Below are 17,798 nucleotides of genomic sequence, written 5' to 3'. Positions count from 1 at the left end.
AAAAAACTCTTATTTAGAATGTATATAAATAATGTGTATATTTGATGCTGATATATGATATTGTCAATTTATATCCTTTAAATTAAGAAGAAAACAAATGCTGGTCAAGGCGAAGCTCGAAAACCATAATGAATGGTTATTTCTGGAAGAAATTCCCGAAAAATACGTTCCCAATCATCGTTTATCCGAACGGCAGATAAGCATCAAGCATGCGCCTGTCGATATGAAAAACTATCAGCTCTCCACGAACGGATTATTCTTGTTGTATTCAGAGATGAATTTCACGGAGAATATAAGGATAGAGACAGAAGTTGAAGGAGATGCCATAGCCAGCCAATTTATCTTTTGTAAGGAAAAAGGTAATCCAACACCGTCGAAAAGTGCGCGATACGCCCGTGGTCGACACAATATCCGCTATATTCCGGCCAGCAGGGAATCATACGAAGTAAAGGCCGATCAGGAATATGTTTACTTTTTGGTCGTGCTGTCCAAAGACTATTATCTCAATCTTGTGGATACCTCTTCACCTCTGCACGAGGATTTCATGCGCGAGATGGAAAAAGGCGTGACTATTTCGTTTATGGACGAAGACCTTTATATCACGCCAGAAATGCGAAAATCCATTGAGGGAATACGGGAATGCAAGCACGATGGCGGACTCAAACGGATGTTTACGGATGCCCGTATTATGGAATTGATTATCTATCAGCTTGAACAGTTCAGCCAGTTCCTGCAGAACGAAAATGAAATATTCCATGGTGAGGATATCGAAAAACTAGAGGTCGTTCGGGAGCTTTTGGAATCAAACTATGTGAATCCACCCGCCCAAAAGGAATTGGCAAGGGTTGCAACCATCAACGAATCAAAGCTGCGTACAGGCTTCAAGAAATATTATGGTACGACCATCTACGATTTTATAACCCGGCTGCGCATGGTGGAAGCTCGTCGGCTAATCATGGAGGAAAAAAACAACAACATGAATGAGATCGCGATGTTGGTCGGGTTCAAACACCAGAGTAATTTTACGAGGGCCTTCAAGCGGTATTACGGACTTTCTCCTACCGAAGTGGGGGTATAGCCTGGATGTACCATATAATAATTCCGCCTATTCTCCCGTTCTACAATGGCAACACCAGCTTCCACCAAAATATTAAGTGAGGTATACACACAACTAAGACTTATCTGATAACCTTGTGTTCTTAAGGAGATCCACAAATCTTCTACCTCAATAACGTCTTGATGTTTTCGCAATGAACGGGCCACTAGCCATCTCTTTTCCGAGTAGGTCATATACTTGCCAGTACAGTATTCGTTTAACCGTTTCCACATTGGATCTTCTTCGTCATGGTATTCCATAGAATTGTTTTCAGCCTATAACAGATTACTGCCTAATGCCTCACGCCAACGTTCCAATTCAGCGATACCTGGTTTGCGGTATCCGAAAAATTGTACGATCAGTTCCCCTTCCGTATCATAAAGTTCAAGTGAGTTTACATTTCCATCGGCCGTGGGCTTGACCACATGCCATACACTATGCACCGCATCTTCGTTGAAGCTTACCTTTCCACCGGATGCCTCGCTGATCGTTAACCATGAAGTGTTTTGATTGATGCGATCCAGCTTCCCCGTATTGATCTGTACACAGCCCTCATTGGCCGTGAACATCATGACCGGCGTCTCGGTTACCGAACACTGTATAATGGTTCGGCGAAAAGATTCTAAGCTTATCTGCATGGCTCTATGTGGTGGTGCAAGCCTAAGCGCTTGCATACGTGTCAGCCTAAACTTTCGGATCAAGCCAAAGAAATCATGTGTACCCTGCATGTTGTTCCATGCTTTCTGGAATTCTTCGATGTCGATCTCTGCATCCCGGCGTTCTTCCATGCGCTTCCGCACAGGTTTTTCGATACGTGGAACGGCCTGCCTGTCGTCACGGAAACGGGTAATCAAACCGAGATAGACCTGGCGATAGCTGGCATCTGTCAGGTAAACCTTATGCACTGCCCGTCCCGAGACATCGTAGAATTGTAAGCTCTCTTTTCCCATCTCTTCCGCCGCCAGCGCAATCTTCCACCTACTTGTAAAAATGCGCAGGTCTATGTCCTCGTCCAAAAACAATGTGGTGAAATCTTCTTTGGAGAAATTGCGGTATACCCCGCATCGTTCTGTTTCGCAATATGGATTGTAGGTTACGGCTTTTACCACACCGATACCCTCGATACATTGCAAAATATGATCCATTTCAGGTCGTAACAACGTAACGTTTTCACCTAAGCCCAACAACATCAGATCGGCCTCGCTAACACTAAGTACATCTGCAACCTGCCAGAGCGGTTGTGCGGGGTATTCGTCTCGATAGGAAACAAACCGCTCTTTGAGTGAAAGTTTGTTGTATTCTCGGGCGAGATTGGAGTTAAAAGCCGCTGCGTCGAACTTGATACCGTTCGGTGTGACTTGGGTGATCAAAGTGCGGGGATTGGTCTGTACCGTCGTGTGTACACCAAAAGCAGTAAATATATTACGTGCGGTAAAAACCTCTTCGGGAGCACCGTCCCACCATTTGCGCCCGCCTTTCAGCATGATGACCCTATCGGCATATTGGGCTGCCAAATTGATTTCGTGCAGTACACATATGACCATGTAACCTTTCTTCGCCAGCGCATTGGCAATGGCCAACGTCTGGTGCTGATAGAGCATATCCATATTGGAAATCGGCTCGTCCAGTAAAAGGAGTGCTTCTTTATTATCCCATACTTGTGCCAATACCCGGGCGAGGTGTACCCTTTGTTGCTCACCGCCGGACAATGTGAGCATCGATCGCTCCGCCAAATGGCTGATACCACATATCTCCATGGTTTCCCGCAACGCCGTCCGGTCGAGTTGATCAGCATCTGTCCCCTCTGTCCCATACCTACCCATCAGTACGACTTCCTCCACTGTAAACGCGAGACTAATGGCATTCTGCTGATAGAGCGTAGCGCGCTTTACGGCTAATTCCTTTGCGGTATAATCGTTGAGGTTTTTACCGTCATAGACTATGTTCCCCTCCGTGGGTTGTTTCTCCCGGCAGAGGATTTTCATTAACGTCGATTTGCCAGCGCCATTGGCACCGAGTATGGCGACCATTTCTCCTTTTCGGATACTGAATGTGATGTCTTTCAACAAGTACCGCTTACCGATTTTATAACTAACGGACGCTATCCTTAACATATCTTATCGTATTGTTCTACTGTAATATCTTCTTTTTGTCCTTATACAGAATGTACAGGAATACCGGTGTGCCCAGCAATGCCGTGATCACCCCTATAGGCAGTTCTACAGGAGCGACAAGTACCCTAGCCAGCATGTCAGACAATGTCAGCACCAACGCTCCCAATAGTGCCGAGGCAGGTAATACTACGCGGTGATCTACACCACCTACCAGACGGATGATATGCGGAACCAACAAGCCGACAAACCCGATAATGCCTGTTACTGATACGCAGGCTCCCACAGCCAATGTAGACAAAATGACCACGCCGCTTTTTATCTTATTAGGGTTCATACCGATCTGTTCAGCCTGATGCTCGCCAATAGCAAAGAGGTTCAGCCCACGACCATAAAAGGGAAGCAAAAATACGGGGATCAGCACGAAGGGGGTAATTCCCCATATCATGTTCCAGTTTGCCCCTCCGAGACTGCCCAACATCCAAAAGGTAATGGTACGTAATTGCTGTTCGTCTGCCATATAGGTGACCAGACCCGTCAAAGCACCCGCCAAAGCATTGATGGCAATCCCTGCCAACAGCATCGTCGCTACATTCGGTTTGCCATCTGTTTTGGAAAACTGGTAGACCAACATCGCAGCCAGTCCTGCTCCGGCAAATGCGCCGAAAGCCAATAAGTAAAATCCTAATATATTACCCAGTGTAACAAACAGGACTGCCTCGAATCCAATGATAAGCACCGCAAAGAGTGAAGCTCCGGCCGATATGCCGATCAATCCCGGTTCGGCAAGCGGATTGCGAAAGATGCCTTGGATGGCCGCGCCCGAAATACCCAACGCCGCACCAACAAGCAATCCCAACAGAACACGAGGCAGGCGTACATACAACAGCACATTTTCAGCCAGATTATCTACGCTGACATTCTTTACCAATCCTGCGCCTTTAGCAAGGATCTTTACGGTATCCATAACCGCTATTTTCATGGCACCCATTCCCAATGAAAACAAGATAACCAAAACCAATCCGATGGTCAGGCTTATATATATAACTTTCGTTTTTGTCATGTATTCTCGTCGTGAGCTATCCGCTTGTTAATTAATCGCCCTGTGCAAAGCCAGTATTGCTTGATCTAGCCGTGTTGAAAAATTGATCATCAGCGGTCCGTTTACGGAAACTATATTTTTATTTTTGCCCGCCGTCGTAAAAGCTACCCCCGGCATGCCCAGCACACCATTTTTCCCGCCGAGGCTTTCCATTCCGAAATCGAACAGCAACAGTGCATCCGGATTGGCGTATACTAAGGCTTCTGTGCTGTACGTCTTATATTGGTTAAATTCCTGTATCGCATTGCGACCCCCGGCCAGCTCGATAATCGCTGCCATACTGCTTCCTTTACCGGCGACGGTCATTGTGCCCGTACCACGGGCATAGATGAAAAGCACCTTAGGCTTTTGTGTACTCGCTTTGACTGTCTGCAACGCCTTGTTTACCCGCTGTTCTGTATCCAAAGCCAGCCTCTCGGCCCTGGCTTTTACGCCAAGTGCGGCACCTACTGCACGGATAAACGTCAACGCTCCTTTGACAGAATATTCCTGTTTGAGTGCCACAAAGCGTATACCTGCCCCTTTTAATGACTCGATAACACCATAAGGTACATCACCCTCGGGCGCGATGACCAAGTCGGGGCGGTAGGCCATCAACCCTTCCGCAGATACGGAACGGTTCTTACTGACCTTGGGCAGTTTTGTAATGTTAGCCGGAAATTCGCTGGTCACATCAACGGCAACGATTTGCTTTTCAAAACCCATTGCCGCGACCGTTTCTGTGATAGCACCACCCAAGGTGATGATGCGTTTAGGTTGTGCTGTACCCGCAGCGGCATAAAAAAACAGTAAGCAGAAGGCGTAAATCCAGCTCCATGATCTTATCTCCATAGTTTAAACGTTCGAACAATAAGGCACAAAAAAAGGACTTAATGCTTCTAAATACAAATTTGTAATCCAGTAGAAAAAACGGATAAGATAAATAGAGATCTTATTTTATAGGATAATGATTTGTGTGTTAATTGTTTGATATACATTTATTTGGGTCGTTGTGTGAGATTGTTTTTCTATAAGATATCGTCTAAAATAGGTTTGAAAGGAAACGGATGGGATAAAAAATAAAACGGATAGGATAAAAGAAAAAACGGATGAGATAAACTACCTACAGGATGTTATAGACATATTTGCACTGTATTTATTTAGAAAGATTATAAATAAAAAAAGTAATTGTTATCACATTGAAATTGAAAGCTATTATCTATTGTCAGATGTTGATGCTCTTGTCTATATCGCCAAATCTTATTCAGGCACAATCCGGTATCCGTGGTGGCCTGAATGGGGGCGTGTCCGATGCAGATGGACGACCCATTGCGGGGGCGATTATCCAATTGGAACCGGACCTGCATCAGGCACAGACAGATGATAAAGGAAACTTCCAATTCAAAAATATCATAGTCGGGGACTATACTCTTAAAACAAACAACCTAGGTTATCAGCCATACAACACCAAAGTACATATTCGGGTGGGGCAACAGGCTACGCTGTCCATACAGCTGAAACCTAATGAAACATCCCTTGAAGCGGTAGTTGTACAGGAAAAAGTCGCCGCGGTAGATCACTTGCTCGACATACAGCGCAGTGCCATGCCCGTGACCGTTATCAGTAGGGAGGCCATTGCCCAGATGGGGAGCCGGAGGTTGGACGAGGTGCTGAAAGAACAAACAGGTATTGCTGTGGTCAATGATATCGGCGGCGGTGCAAGAGCCGTAGGTGTGCAGATGCAGGGGTTCGGCAGCGACTATGTCATGATCCTCATCGACGGACAACCGATGGTGGGGCGCAATAGCGGGAACTTTGACCTCTCCCGTATCAGTGTAAGTAATATCGAGCGTATCGAAATTATAAAAGGCGCTTCCTCCTGCCTGTTCGGCAGCGAGGCGCTGGGTGGTGCGATCAATGTCGTTACCCGTCACGGCGCCATACAACCGCAGGCGCTGGCTTCGCTGCGCTACGGATCGCTGAACATCGTGGATGCTACCTTGGAAGGCGAGACGCCATTTCACCATCAACGTGGTTCGGTCAATCTATCGGCCAACTACTACCGAACGGATGGTTTTAATACAGACCCTAGATTTATGAATGGTACAACAGCACCTCCTTATGACGACTATACCGTGCAAGGGAGGGCAAGATATAGATTGACCGAAACCAGTACCATCGGTACTTCTGCACGTTACGCCCTGCGCAAGTCCTATATGGAGCAGATATTTGGTTCGGGCGATAGCCGGAATACAGCGGGCGATAGCCAGGACATTACCGATGTTAATGTTTCCCTGACCTACGATAAGACCTTTAGCAGTGGCCTGCGCAGCATTAGCCGTTATTACCTCACCCGGTATATATCGGACATGAGTATCCTGTGGCAACAGTCAGGTACGCAGGCTTCTGCTGAAAAATTTGCACAAACCCTGCACCGCTTTGAACAGCAATTTGCCTACAGCCCCGTGCGTAATCTGAAATTGACAGGTGGACTTGGTGGAAGCGTAGAGCAGATGGACAATCGCGATTTTAATGTGCCGGGTGGGCTGTGGAGCGGATTTGGATATCTACAGGGGGATTGGCGGATCAATGAACGTGTGGATGCTGTGGGCGGACTGCGCTATGATCACCACAACAGCTTTGGCGGACGGCTGAATCCGAGTCTTGGACTGAATTATCACATCCTACCTACACTGACTTTCAAGATGGCACTGGGCAGTGGTTTCAAAACGCCCGACTATCGCCAGCGCTACCAAGTGTTTATGAATCCCGTGGCAAACTACTTGGTCATCGGAGCTGAACTGCTGCGCGAAACACTCGAAGACATGAAGGATGCCGGTCAGATCAGTGAGATCCGGGAGTACCTTGTCAATCAGCTGGATCAAAACCTACAGGCAGAAAAGTCGTTGTCTTTCAACGGTGGGTTTGACTTTACACCATCGCAAAACCTGAAGATCAATGTCAACGCATTTTACCATAATCTGTATAATCAAATCAACAGCATCCGGGTGGCTACGGGTATCTCGATACGGGACATCTATACCTACGAAAACTTGCCCGAATCGTTCAATACTGGACTGGAAGGGAGTGTGGCCTATAGTCCGTTTACAAACATGGACATCACATTGGGGTATCAATACCTCGTGACCAAGGACAGAGGCGTGATGGACAGCATCCGTAATGGCACGGGGGCTTATGCTTCTATCAGGGACAATGCAACTGGACTGTTCCGGGAATCAAAACTATCCGATTATTTCGGATTGGAAAACCGCTCCCGCCATATGGCCAACCTGCGTGTGGCCTATCGCTATACACCATGGGACATGACCGCCAATGTGCGAGTCAGTTATAGAGGCAAGTACGGCTTTGTCGATCGTAACAACAATCGCTTCCTTGACCGGTACGACACCTTTGTGAATGGGCATTTCTTGGTCAATGCGGGCGTGGAAAAGAAACTGATGAAACAGCATCTGAGCGTGCAGCTTACTGCCGACAACATGATGGACTACACGGACAGGCTCATGCCCGGACAACCGGGAAGGGTATTGCTATTGGGATTGACGTATCGGTTTTATAAAAACTAACATCATTATAAAAAATAAAAAAGAAAGGAGTAACAAAAAGTACAATGAACACAACAAAAAGCACATACCGATTGATGATGCTACTGCTTCTGCCCTTGGCTTTTGCTTCCTGTAAAAAGGATGAAGATCTCGATCCCTGGGCTGGCTTGGAAGACGGCAAGAGTACACTGATCAAGGATCTGGCAGGCGATACCAATGGGTCAATGGGTGATGAAGCAGAAGGTAAGACAAAGAAAGGTTTCGATGTCTTCCTCTTCCGTTTTTCGGACAAAAAGCAGATCTGGTTGCGCAATGCGGCGGACTCGGCTCGTTGGTTAAAAACCGACGAATGGGACTTGGCATTTACCGGGCCGTATAATAGTGAGGTGTTTGTGAACAAGGGAAGCTATGAATTTAATCCGGGCTATGGTGGACCCGCTACCAGTGCTGTCGTACAATTGGACAAAGCCTATAATCTGGTGAATGATGCGCCGTCAGATGGAGATTTTGAACAAAGTGACGTCAACAAGATCGGATGGGCGTCTGATCAGTATGCGAACGGTTGGTTCTTTTATTCACTGGATACGCATATCATGATCCCCATCAAGAATAGAACTTATGCGATCCAGCTTCCAGATGGAAAATATGCCAAATTGGAACTGATAACCGCCTATCAAGGCAATCCTCCGGAAGTAACCAATCTCAATTGGCCGGCACCTTATTTTTCCTTTCGGTACTATGTGCAACAGGATGGAAGTAAGAATTTAAGAACACAATAGGATATGAATACACAATATATATACAAACAACTGAACAGATTATGGATACTGGTAGCATTTATCAGTTTGCCTGTTCTATTTATCGGATGCGGTAAGGATAACCCAACGCTTGAACCAGAACCCGAGGAAGAAGAACCTATTGAAGACACCACACCTACCGATGAAAGCATGTTTTACAAACTGCACCGTGTGGAGAGCTTTGCAGGAGATACGGAATATGATGGACCAGTGGATGGAAATAGAGCAACTATATATTTCTCGCTAGAATCTAAGAAAGGGTTACCTGACCTCTACCAGAAAAGTAATTTATGGGATATGTCATTTATTGGCATTGCCAACTCAGGTATTGTGGCTAATAATGGAAAGAATTTAAAGAGCCCTGGATATGGCTCATCCGGTGTCGGAATGATATATATCACCGATAAACCATTTGATGAAGTAATAGACATCCCTGCTGATAACCTTTTTAAAATTGGAGCTGGATTAGATGAAAACGGCACTTTTGGTGATGGGCTTGGGTGGGCATTGTACGACTGGGGTGGAGAGCAGGTGGCTGATGGTAACTATGAAAAGCAGCATGTCGCTTATGCTCTCGGCAATCCATTAACATTGAACAGTGGAAGAACTCTAGTAAGGACATTGATTGTCAAAACCGCAAAGGGCAATTATGGAAAAGTAAAGATGATCAGTCTGTATAAAGATGCTTTCACGCCGGATAAAATGTTCAGAAAGACACAGTATCCTTACTTCACATTTGAATACGTCCTTGTACCAGCAGGGAGTACAAAATTTGAAATTAAATAGATAAAATAATCATATTAAACATTAAACACAAAAATGAGACGTTTTATACACATAGCCTTATTTTCCCTAATTATAGTCGGCAGCAGCAGCTGTACCAAAGAACAAGAAAACCTTATTACAGTAGAAGAAACATTATACGATACATTAAGGACATTACCGGTCAATAGGATAATAGAGTACAATGTAACTAATATTGACGAAACTACCATATATAGCGCTATTGATGACAGTAAAAAAACTATCACGGTTTACTTACCTGCTTATTACATGTTAGGAATTATACAACCGGAAATCGTACTGCCCGAAGGAACTGCTATTTCACCGACTGCCGATGAACCTGTACCGGTATTTTCTGAAGCACCTTTCACCTATGAAGTCACATCTCCAGCAGGAGAAAAAGCAACTTATACACTGAATATTATTGTACAGCAACAGGACTTCACAATAAATGAATTGACGACAAACATTAACAGCCCCAGAACATTACCCAACGCCGGAGGAACGATAACCGTACAAGGCAGGGGTATGTTGGGGAATCAAGTTGTGACAAAAGGATTCTTAATGGATGAAGACGGTAATGAAGTTTATGCTTTTGCTGATGTAGGAAATGTTCCTGCTTTTTCATATCAGGTGCACTTTGGATGGGGTTCTAGTTTTAACAAGCCTCCTTTGGAACCCGGGTTATACTGGGTAGAAGTACGCAGCTATGCTCTGACAAAAAGAATGACAAATCCTGTTAGAGTCCAATAGAACAAATCTAGTACACGTGTATATTAAATTAATAACTAACAAAACAGGAGCCTATGAAGAAATGAAAGAGAACTAAAAAGATTGCAAGACGCAAGGTTACGCCGTGCAATCTAATGAGTTGATAACTAATGTTTAATTCGTTTCCTATAAAGACAGATTAAAGGAAACATAATCTTTATCATTATGATAACAATAAATAAAAAATCGAACAAAGCTAAAGACAATAATGCAAATAGTCTAAAAATTATCCACATTTTTACACTTGTTATTTTTACCCTATTCTTCGCTGCAAGTTGCCAGAAACAAGGACCGGCTGATAACTTGGAGGTATCCGGCTTGGCTAACGTTAGTCTTTTATCAGATACCAACTGTGAATGCTGCAATAGTGGAACCGATTCCGTTGAATTTACAGATGGGATAGAATCAAGATTCGTAGGTCAATACGACGTATGGGGAGACCAGCCCTTTACTTTATGTACTGGAGGCCCGACGTTAACTTGGGAGGGTACATTCGGATCCTTCTTGCGTGTAGGATCGGGATGGAATATCGGGGTAATTGATACAGCAGCAGTCGGTACGGATTTCTGTACGCTTATAGCAGATTTAAGCTTTGCAGAAAGATGTGGCAACACCGGTACTACCATTAGTCCTGCAGCTTATGGCCCCTATTCTCCTCTAGAGACCGTAATTGGATTAGACGGGCCATATACGCCAAGTACCGCAGTAACTGGAGATTACGGTTTAGGCTATTATCATTACGTTTCTGTGGCCAATCCAGATGTATTCAGAGATATACTGATATGGAAGGTATGCGGTTCTTCAGACAATTGTTTGGCTAATGACAGTACCGCTACAGTAGCTTACCGTATAAAAGATATTGAGTTCAAACCATCTCAGGATTCAGGGACAGGATTGTGGACCAGTACCGTTAAGTTTAGTTGGGAATGTTTAACAACATGCGAAGATAACAACAACTAAAGTTACTAAGATTACATATATCAAAGGGCAGAAACCCTTTGATATATGTATATTAAAAGTTATGGATGATAAAAAATGGATAATTTGATACAACAATCTGTGATAAAGAAAATCAGCATCTTTCCGGCTCTATTTATATTATTAAGTATTGCGCTATTGCATTCCTGCAAAAAGGAATATACCGACGTTTATGAAACCGTATATACAGATACGGTAGAGGTACAGGGCTTCAACAATATCGTTTCCTTTGCGGTCCCCGAACCTGAGACAGACGATATGACATACGCAGCCGTAAAAGGAGACAGCATCCTCGTCTACTGGCCAGTATGGAAAGCCAAGCCTGAAACCATTTCTCCCGAGATAGCACTGCCGATCAAGGCTAGCATTAGCCCTGAATCGGGAGAAAGTGTGCCGTTTGGTGATGAGGTGGTCTATACCGTGACTTCCGAAAGCGGAGAGCAAAGAATATACACGCTCAAAGTAACAGATCAGCAACCTCCATTTTACTTTTACCAAACTGGAAATAATTCAGTCATCTTGGGGAGCACAATCTACCTAAATGGCGATGGTTTTTTCGGAGGGCTGAATACACAGGTATTCCTCGAGGAGGCAGACGGTACACGAGTCTACGAGCTCCCGATACCTACATTTGCTGTATCGACAAACACCTACAGTACTACCATACCCAATACGGTGGACACGGCCCTGTACAGGATAAAAATGGTGCACGGGACACGGTCGGGCTACGTGAGTGATCTTTTTAACGGCTATGACACGCTCCAGGTCGGTTATTCCCCGATGAATGTTGCGAGGTTGAATGCAAGACTTGATGTAAAACGTGGCGAAACTTTTACGCTTAGCGGTTCGAATATCAGGTTTTTACAAGAAAATACGGCGATTATGTATAGTACATTCGAGTCTCCTATTGTGTACCGCCCGCTCGTTATAGAAAGCTATACACTGACCAGTATCACCTTCAGAATTCCAGAAGATACCCCGGCAGGAAGATATAATTACTGGGGAGTAAAAACTATAGTAGCGCCGGTGAATGGAAGGATAGAGGAAGGATTTGGATCGGGAACTCGTAATATTTACGTAACCGAATAATTAATCATTTTTACGTGACTTATATGAACAATGTGTAGCCTAAGAACGCTGAGTCAGATTGGAGAAACACTCGTCACACAGGCAGCGTGTTGTGGAGTCATACATATATGGCACAACAACCTCATTCTGCGGTTGAGCATTACAGGATTAAGAAATTTTTCAAAATTCCTGAATGGAATCCTGTTTGAGGCGGATTGTGTGGAATTTCCCAGTGGTGAATGGAAAGTCATCATAGATACCCCTAGCCCGGAAATACGTTTTGCGATGGAGCAAAATGAATTTTCGGATTTCAAGCACGCCGTTCAGCAGGCATTGTTGATGCATGAGGTCTATGTGATAATGGAGAACTGAAGAATGGAGAGGTGATAATTTTCAACTAAATAAAAAGAGAGATAATATGTTAAGTACAAAAATCAAAGAGACCACAAAAGTAGGTCATCAAGAAACGGAGAAAAAAGTGGTCCTCCGTATCAAGGGCATTAGCAATGATGCCGACTATGTGGAATTATTGAAATGCTTTTACGCGTATTTCCATGCGGTGGAAAAGGCTATAGCACCTTATATCGAAAAGGTATTGCCGGATTACCGCGAACGTCGAAATTCATCCTATATTAAGGCGGATATCGAAGCGCTTGGGGGAACGACAGATGAATTGCCTGTCGCCATTGCCCCGGAAGTCAACGATGCCGTGCAGGCTATGGGCGCGTTGTACGTATTGGAAGGCTCTATTATGGGCGGGCCATATATCGTGCAGATGTTGCAGAAAAAAGGTATCGAAAAAGGTTTTTCCTTTTTTAGCGGTTACGGGGCAGAATCCGGACAGAAATGGGGATCGTTTACAGCCGTACTGAATGCACTGCCCGAAAATGAACTGGATAAGGTAAAAGCTATTGATACAGCAAACGAAACATTTCGTAGATTTGGAAATGTGTTTGATGGTGCTGATCTTCCCGCAAGTTCGATGCTGGGTTAGCACGATTTTTTTAAACGGATTTAACAAAGAAATATGATACAGGTAAATGAGTATTTTGAAGGAAGTGTAAAGTCTCTGGGATACACACGGACTGATGGAAAGTCAACCGTGGGCGTTATGGAGCCAGGAGAGTATACATTCAGCACGGGAAGTGCAGAGACCATGATCGTGATAGAAGGTCGAATGGAAGTGTTGCTGCACGGTGAAGACACTTGGACAACTTACGGGGATGGAAATAGCTTTGACGTGCCGGGAAATTCTACTTTTCAGGTAAAGGTTGCTACACAGACGTCGTACCTGTGTCGATATGATTAATCGTAATCAGTTATGGTACTGAACAGATAATAATAAACTCGATCTGCTAACACCAAATTATAAGATACGCTTTTAGAAAGTTGTGCATTGAACGAATCGGATAGCGGGTCGTTTTTTGGCTTTTTATTTATTGAAAAAATGCAGAAAAGAGTCAAATACTATGCATTTGTGTTTTTGTTGGCGTTTACCGCTTGTAAAAAGGACGATGATATATCCGATCCTTATGGTTACATCCCGCCTACAGATGATCGCACCGAGCTGACACTCGATTCGATCTACATGTATGCCAATGAAATATGGTTGTGGAATACCGCATTGCCTGGATATGATGCTTTTAGCCCACGTAAATATACGACGGAGTCTGACTTAGCTTCCTACCGAAATTGCCTCTTCAACCTCCTGCAATATGCAAGAAGGGATAACGGTACACCCTACGAGCAACCCGTTGGAAGCAACCGCCTGAAATATTCTTATATGGAGGTTTCGGGTAGCGGATCATCGGATCAGCTGGCAGCCGTATCGCTAGAAGGCATCGGTGACGACTATGGTTTTGAAGTGGGGCAATATGTGTCGGGAGATGTACGCTTATTGTATGTTAATCCCGGTTCAGTTGCTCATCATGCAGGATTTAAACGTGGTGACCGTATTCTGCGTATCAATGGTGTAGAGATTACGACTACTGGGGTGGTACGTACCTTAATAGGCCAATCCGAAATCAACTTGGAAGCTATAAGCCCAGATGGTATGACTAAAACAGCTTCACTAAGAAAGGGCCCCTATTCGAGCAATGGCGTCTTAAAAAATAAGGTGATAGAATCCAGTGGTCAAAAACTAGGTTATCTTGCATTGGCAAGATTTGCCAACGTCCATGGTCTGGAAGAGGATCTGGAAAATATATTCCAGACCTTTGCCGTACAATCGGTGGAGACGTTGGTCGTCGACCTGCGCTATAATACCGGGGGATACGTTAAGGTGGTCGAAACCCTTGGCAACCTGATGGCTCCATCCACGCTGAATGGTAAAACGATGTATGCCGAGCATTTTAATCAGACCATGCAACAGGGTAAAGCCACTATCCTCAAAAATCAGCCATATTATGGCGCAGATGGCAAACCTGTCACGATCCAAGGCCGCCCGGCGACGTATCATGATGTGGATTACAGTACCACGAGGAACACCAGGACTTTCCAAAAAACAGGGAACTTCCAATCCTTGAAGAAAGTATATTTTATCGTGAGTGGAAATACAGCTTCGGCTTCCGAAATGTTGATACAGATCTTTAGACCTTATGTGGACGTCAAGATTGTAGGTATGACAACCTATGGTAAACCCGTCGGGTTTTTTGGAGTCAACGTCGATAAATACACGGTTTATTTCAGCAGTTTCCATATCCGTAATGGTGACGGAGAAGGAGATTATTATGATGGCATTATACCCGATATCCCTGCTACAGATGATATTGGTTATGACTTCGGTGACGTTCGTGAAGCGAGCTTATCGGTGGTGTTATCGGACATAAGCGGTACATCGGCTTCCCTCCGGAGCAAGGCTTTACCAAAGGCAGTACAAACCGAAGAAACGGGATACCGCGTTTCCGGATTTAAAGGAGTCGTGGAAGACCGTGTGCAATGGAGAAAAGAGTAGGGACGAAAGCTCAATGGGGATACTTCGGACTAACAGATATCACCAGTGGTTCATTTTATTATACATACAGCATTTAATCCTCTTTCAAAAGCTGAAAGGTGTTTTCAATATGCTGTCGGGAAGCTTTCCAATCGTCGTGGCCAGGTATCACTAAATTGATTGCTGGATAGTGGGCCAGTAATCTTGCCATAGAAGGTTTCCATTCTTTGACATTGCCATCGCCCGTAAAGCCTAGATTTTTCGCGTCGGCACTTTTGATAAAGCAACCGCCGTCCAGTATTTTGTAATCGGGAAACCACACCACTACGTTGTCCATGGAGTGTCCCGGACCGAAGAAATCAAACACAAAAGATTCTCCGCCGATAGAATAAGTCTTACCTTCTTTGATGCTATGCGTCGCCAGTGACTTACCATTCGCGCGCAATAGTTCGTTTGTACGCGTTGTTGCGTAAGTCGGGATACCAACTTTGTTATAATAACCGAAACCTCCCGCGCGATCTTCGTGCCAATGGGTAGCATATACGCCAATGACCGGCAGACCGTGTTTTTCCTGTATGCTATCTAAGAGGGGTTGATATTGGGAAGGATCCCACGGGGTATCGAAAAGCAATACACCCTTTTTTGTGATAAGGTATAGCGCATTTGCTGAAACTTTTGTGCCTTCATATTCTTGATACGTAGTGTAAAGGTAGAGGCTAGGGTTAATCTGTTCTATAATTAAGGGTCTTTCTTGCCCAGATAGGCTGGCTTTTTTGATACCTTTCACTTTTTCTATCCAGATCCGGTTTAGCCATAATTCTTCGTTTCCGTCTACTTGAAATTCCACTTTGTATTGGCCGGCTTGACCGATAGTGATTTCGCCGATGCGGTTGTCCACAAATTCATCGGTGTAATTGTTTTCGTTGGGTTCGGCGACCACTTTTCCATTTGGTGCAATAGAACCGCGCAACGTATGGTCACCTGCGCGTACCGAGAGGGAAATGTGTTCGTTTGTAGGGTTGTGCGCTGATAGATCAACACGGTAAGTGCCCGTTTCCGGAAGATACAGTTCCCAGGTTATTTTTTCGCCAGCTGTCTGTACATGAGCCGGACGTGTATTATCCGCTTTCAAAATTGAAAGGTTTCCGCTATTTGTAGCGTTCTGACCCGTCAGTGTAAATCCTCCGAAAGTAGATTCTGCTACGATAGTCGGAGATGTTACGATATTGCCATAGGTTAATCGCACAACCGATACAAAAGGGTCGCTCTGCTGTTGCGGCAATTTTATATGTGTCAACGGGCCATATTGTTCAAACGATAAGGATTGGTTTCCTTCGACGGATAACAATTCTGCTTTTTGAGGCTTATTGTTTATTCCCGATAAACGAAGCTTTCCGTCCAGCGGCCAGTTCCATATATGGAGATAAACCGTATTACTTTTTCTACTTTTAGTGATCTTACCCCAGTCGTGTTGATCAAACCGCAGATCAAGCCCGGTATTATTGTAGACCGCTTCGCCATATTGCCCAAGCCATTTTCCTATATCGTTGAGGCGGCTGATACTCTCATAAGGTATTGCACCATCGGCTCTGGGACCAATGTTTAACGTGAAACCTCCGTTGAGGGCTACATTGCTGATCAATGACTCAAAAAGTTGACCGGTTGATTTCCACTCTTTTTCTTGCCCGTTGTAACCCCAGGAATGGGCAATGGTGCCGGGTGTCTCCCAGGGGTGATCAACATAGCTCGTGCCAAATTGATTGTCTCCTAATGTCTCAAAGTCAACGTATTTAGCATCGGTCGGTAGGCCAAGACGGGAATTGATCAGGCAGTTGGGTTGTAGTTCACGGATAAGAGCAACGGCTTGTTCCAGCTGCTCTCGTTTAAATATTGTCTTCTCGTAGGGAATCCACATATCGAACCACATGATAGCGATATCGCCATAATTGGTCAAAAGTTCCCGCATCTGCGGGATAGCTTTTTCTTGCCAGTACTCGTCAAACTGTTCGTCTGTTACATGTCCGGTTAATTCCTGATTATGATCCCATGCATAGGGGTGTTCCCAATCGAGCCAATGAGAGTAATAAAATCCGAGCTTCATATCATGTTTGCGACAGGCGTCGGCAATCTCTTTGATGACATCACGGTTCGTTCCAGACAGTTTCGGTAAGGAATAATCGCCTATGTTGGTATCCCATAGCGCTACGCCGTCGTGGTGTTTTGAAGTGATGATAATATATTTCATGCCCGATTTCTTGGCGAGTAAAACCCATTCTTCTGGATCGATTCTATCCCATACAAAACGCTTTGCTAGAGCGCCATATTCTTCTTTGGAAATACGATTCCGGTATCGGATCCACTCCGCGTAATTGTTGGCATAACGGAGTGGCTCACCCTTCCATAGTCCTTCGGCAGCACTGTATAGCCCCCAGTGAATAAACATTCCATAGCGCGCTTCCTCGAACCATTCGGTACGGGATACTTGAGCCTGAGTGAAGAAAAATGTAAAACAATACAGCGATATGATAAGCCACCATGTTTTATACGGGATATGTTGTGTCATGCAAGGAAAGATTTTATTAACCCTAATATAAATAATATCCACGTAAATCGAAACC

The 17,798-nt window shown here is 44.7% G+C and carries 16 protein-coding genes and 1 pseudogene; 11 read left to right on the top strand and 6 right to left on the bottom strand.

The features are described 5' to 3' along the window. Nucleotides 1-97: 97 nt before the first annotated feature. Nucleotides 98-1,078 (top strand): helix-turn-helix transcriptional regulator, encoded by a 981-nt coding sequence (locus EWE74_RS11195; RefSeq protein ID WP_130141632.1) that lies wholly within the window; start codon nt 98-100, stop codon nt 1,076-1,078. On the opposite strand, the gene EWE74_RS11190 is transcribed toward EWE74_RS11195, so the two are convergent. Genes EWE74_RS11190 through EWE74_RS11175 form a run of 4 tightly spaced genes read right to left on the bottom strand, consistent with a single transcriptional unit; the run spans nt 1,045 to nt 5,140 of the window. Further along, a complete protein-coding gene (locus tag EWE74_RS11190; RefSeq protein ID WP_130141631.1) occupies nt 1,045-1,356 on the bottom strand; it encodes a transcriptional repressor in 312 nt (103 codons plus the stop codon). The genes EWE74_RS11195 and EWE74_RS11190 overlap by 34 nt on opposite strands. A 15-nt stretch (nt 1,357-1,371) precedes the next feature. After that, nucleotides 1,372-3,210: a heme ABC transporter ATP-binding protein gene (locus tag EWE74_RS11185; RefSeq protein ID WP_130141630.1), complete on the bottom strand. Its 1,839-nt coding sequence runs from the start codon at nt 3,208-3,210 to the stop codon at nt 1,372-1,374. 16 nt (nt 3,211-3,226) lie between these two features. Next, nucleotides 3,227-4,270, bottom strand: a complete 1,044-nt coding sequence (locus EWE74_RS11180) for a FecCD family ABC transporter permease (protein ID WP_130141629.1) — start codon at nt 4,268-4,270, stop codon at nt 3,227-3,229. 27 nt (nt 4,271-4,297) lie between these two features. Continuing rightward, nucleotides 4,298-5,140, bottom strand: a complete 843-nt coding sequence (locus EWE74_RS11175) for a heme/hemin ABC transporter substrate-binding protein (RefSeq protein ID WP_130141628.1) — start codon at nt 5,138-5,140, stop codon at nt 4,298-4,300. Nucleotides 5,141-5,487: 347 nt separating this feature from the next. On the opposite strand from EWE74_RS11175, the gene EWE74_RS11170 reads away from it, so the two are divergent. From EWE74_RS11170 to EWE74_RS11125, 10 genes are all read left to right on the top strand, one after another. Beyond that, entirely contained in the window at nt 5,488-7,872 is a 2,385-nt protein-coding gene (locus EWE74_RS11170) for a TonB-dependent receptor (protein ID WP_239018627.1), read from the top strand. 44 nt (nt 7,873-7,916) lie between these two features. Beyond that, nucleotides 7,917-8,630: an HmuY family protein gene (locus tag EWE74_RS11165; protein ID WP_130141627.1), complete on the top strand. Its 714-nt coding sequence runs from the start codon at nt 7,917-7,919 to the stop codon at nt 8,628-8,630. Nucleotides 8,631-8,633: 3 nt separating this feature from the next. Beyond that, on the top strand, nt 8,634-9,434 hold the full coding sequence (locus EWE74_RS11160) for an HmuY family protein (protein ID WP_130141626.1): 801 nt from the start codon (nt 8,634-8,636) through the stop codon (nt 9,432-9,434). 33 nt (nt 9,435-9,467) lie between these two features. Continuing rightward, nucleotides 9,468-10,184 carry a hypothetical protein gene (locus EWE74_RS11155; RefSeq protein ID WP_130141625.1) on the top strand — a complete coding sequence of 239 codons (717 nt, stop codon included), beginning with the start codon at nt 9,468-9,470 and terminating at the stop codon, nt 10,182-10,184. Between the two features lie 183 nt (nt 10,185-10,367). Next, nucleotides 10,368-11,162, top strand: a complete 795-nt coding sequence (locus tag EWE74_RS11150; RefSeq protein ID WP_130141624.1) for a hypothetical protein — start codon at nt 10,368-10,370, stop codon at nt 11,160-11,162. A 75-nt stretch (nt 11,163-11,237) separates the two neighbouring features. Further along, nucleotides 11,238-12,269: a hypothetical protein gene (locus EWE74_RS11145; protein WP_130141623.1), complete on the top strand. Its 1,032-nt coding sequence runs from the start codon at nt 11,238-11,240 to the stop codon at nt 12,267-12,269. 30 nt (nt 12,270-12,299) lie between these two features. Next, nucleotides 12,300-12,620, top strand: a complete 321-nt coding sequence (locus EWE74_RS11140; protein ID WP_130141622.1) for a DUF6686 family protein — start codon at nt 12,300-12,302, stop codon at nt 12,618-12,620. A gap of 46 nt (nt 12,621-12,666) precedes the next feature. Then, nucleotides 12,667-13,242 (top strand): biliverdin-producing heme oxygenase, encoded by a 576-nt coding sequence (locus tag EWE74_RS11135; protein ID WP_130141621.1) that lies wholly within the window; start codon nt 12,667-12,669, stop codon nt 13,240-13,242. 33 nt (nt 13,243-13,275) lie between these two features. After that, complete coding sequence (ppnP, locus tag EWE74_RS11130) at nt 13,276-13,557, top strand: pyrimidine/purine nucleoside phosphorylase (RefSeq protein WP_130141620.1); 282 nt, start codon at nt 13,276-13,278, stop codon at nt 13,555-13,557. 138 nt (nt 13,558-13,695) lie between these two features. Then, nucleotides 13,696-15,201 (top strand): S41 family peptidase, encoded by a 1,506-nt coding sequence (locus EWE74_RS11125; protein ID WP_130141619.1) that lies wholly within the window; start codon nt 13,696-13,698, stop codon nt 15,199-15,201. A gap of 73 nt (nt 15,202-15,274) precedes the next feature. Here EWE74_RS11125 and bla read toward each other — a convergent pair whose 3' ends face one another. Both bla and EWE74_RS21550 read right to left on the bottom strand, forming a co-directional pair. Further along, the gene (gene bla, locus EWE74_RS21555) at nt 15,275-15,982 is read right to left on the bottom strand and encodes a BlaB/IND/MUS family subclass B1 metallo-beta-lactamase (RefSeq protein ID WP_394343227.1); all 708 of its coding nucleotides are present in this window, start codon (nt 15,980-15,982) and stop codon (nt 15,275-15,277) included. 723 nt (nt 15,983-16,705) lie between these two features. Beyond that, nucleotides 16,706-17,743: pseudogene (locus tag EWE74_RS21550) on the bottom strand (alpha-L-fucosidase); the annotation flags it as partial. Nucleotides 17,744-17,798 lie beyond the last annotated feature (55 nt).

It is taken from the genome of Sphingobacterium corticibacterium (assembly GCF_004208525.1).
Lineage (GTDB): Bacteria > Bacteroidota > Bacteroidia > Sphingobacteriales > Sphingobacteriaceae > Sphingobacterium > Sphingobacterium corticibacterium.
This window is presented reverse-complemented; position numbering and strand designations above follow the sequence as displayed.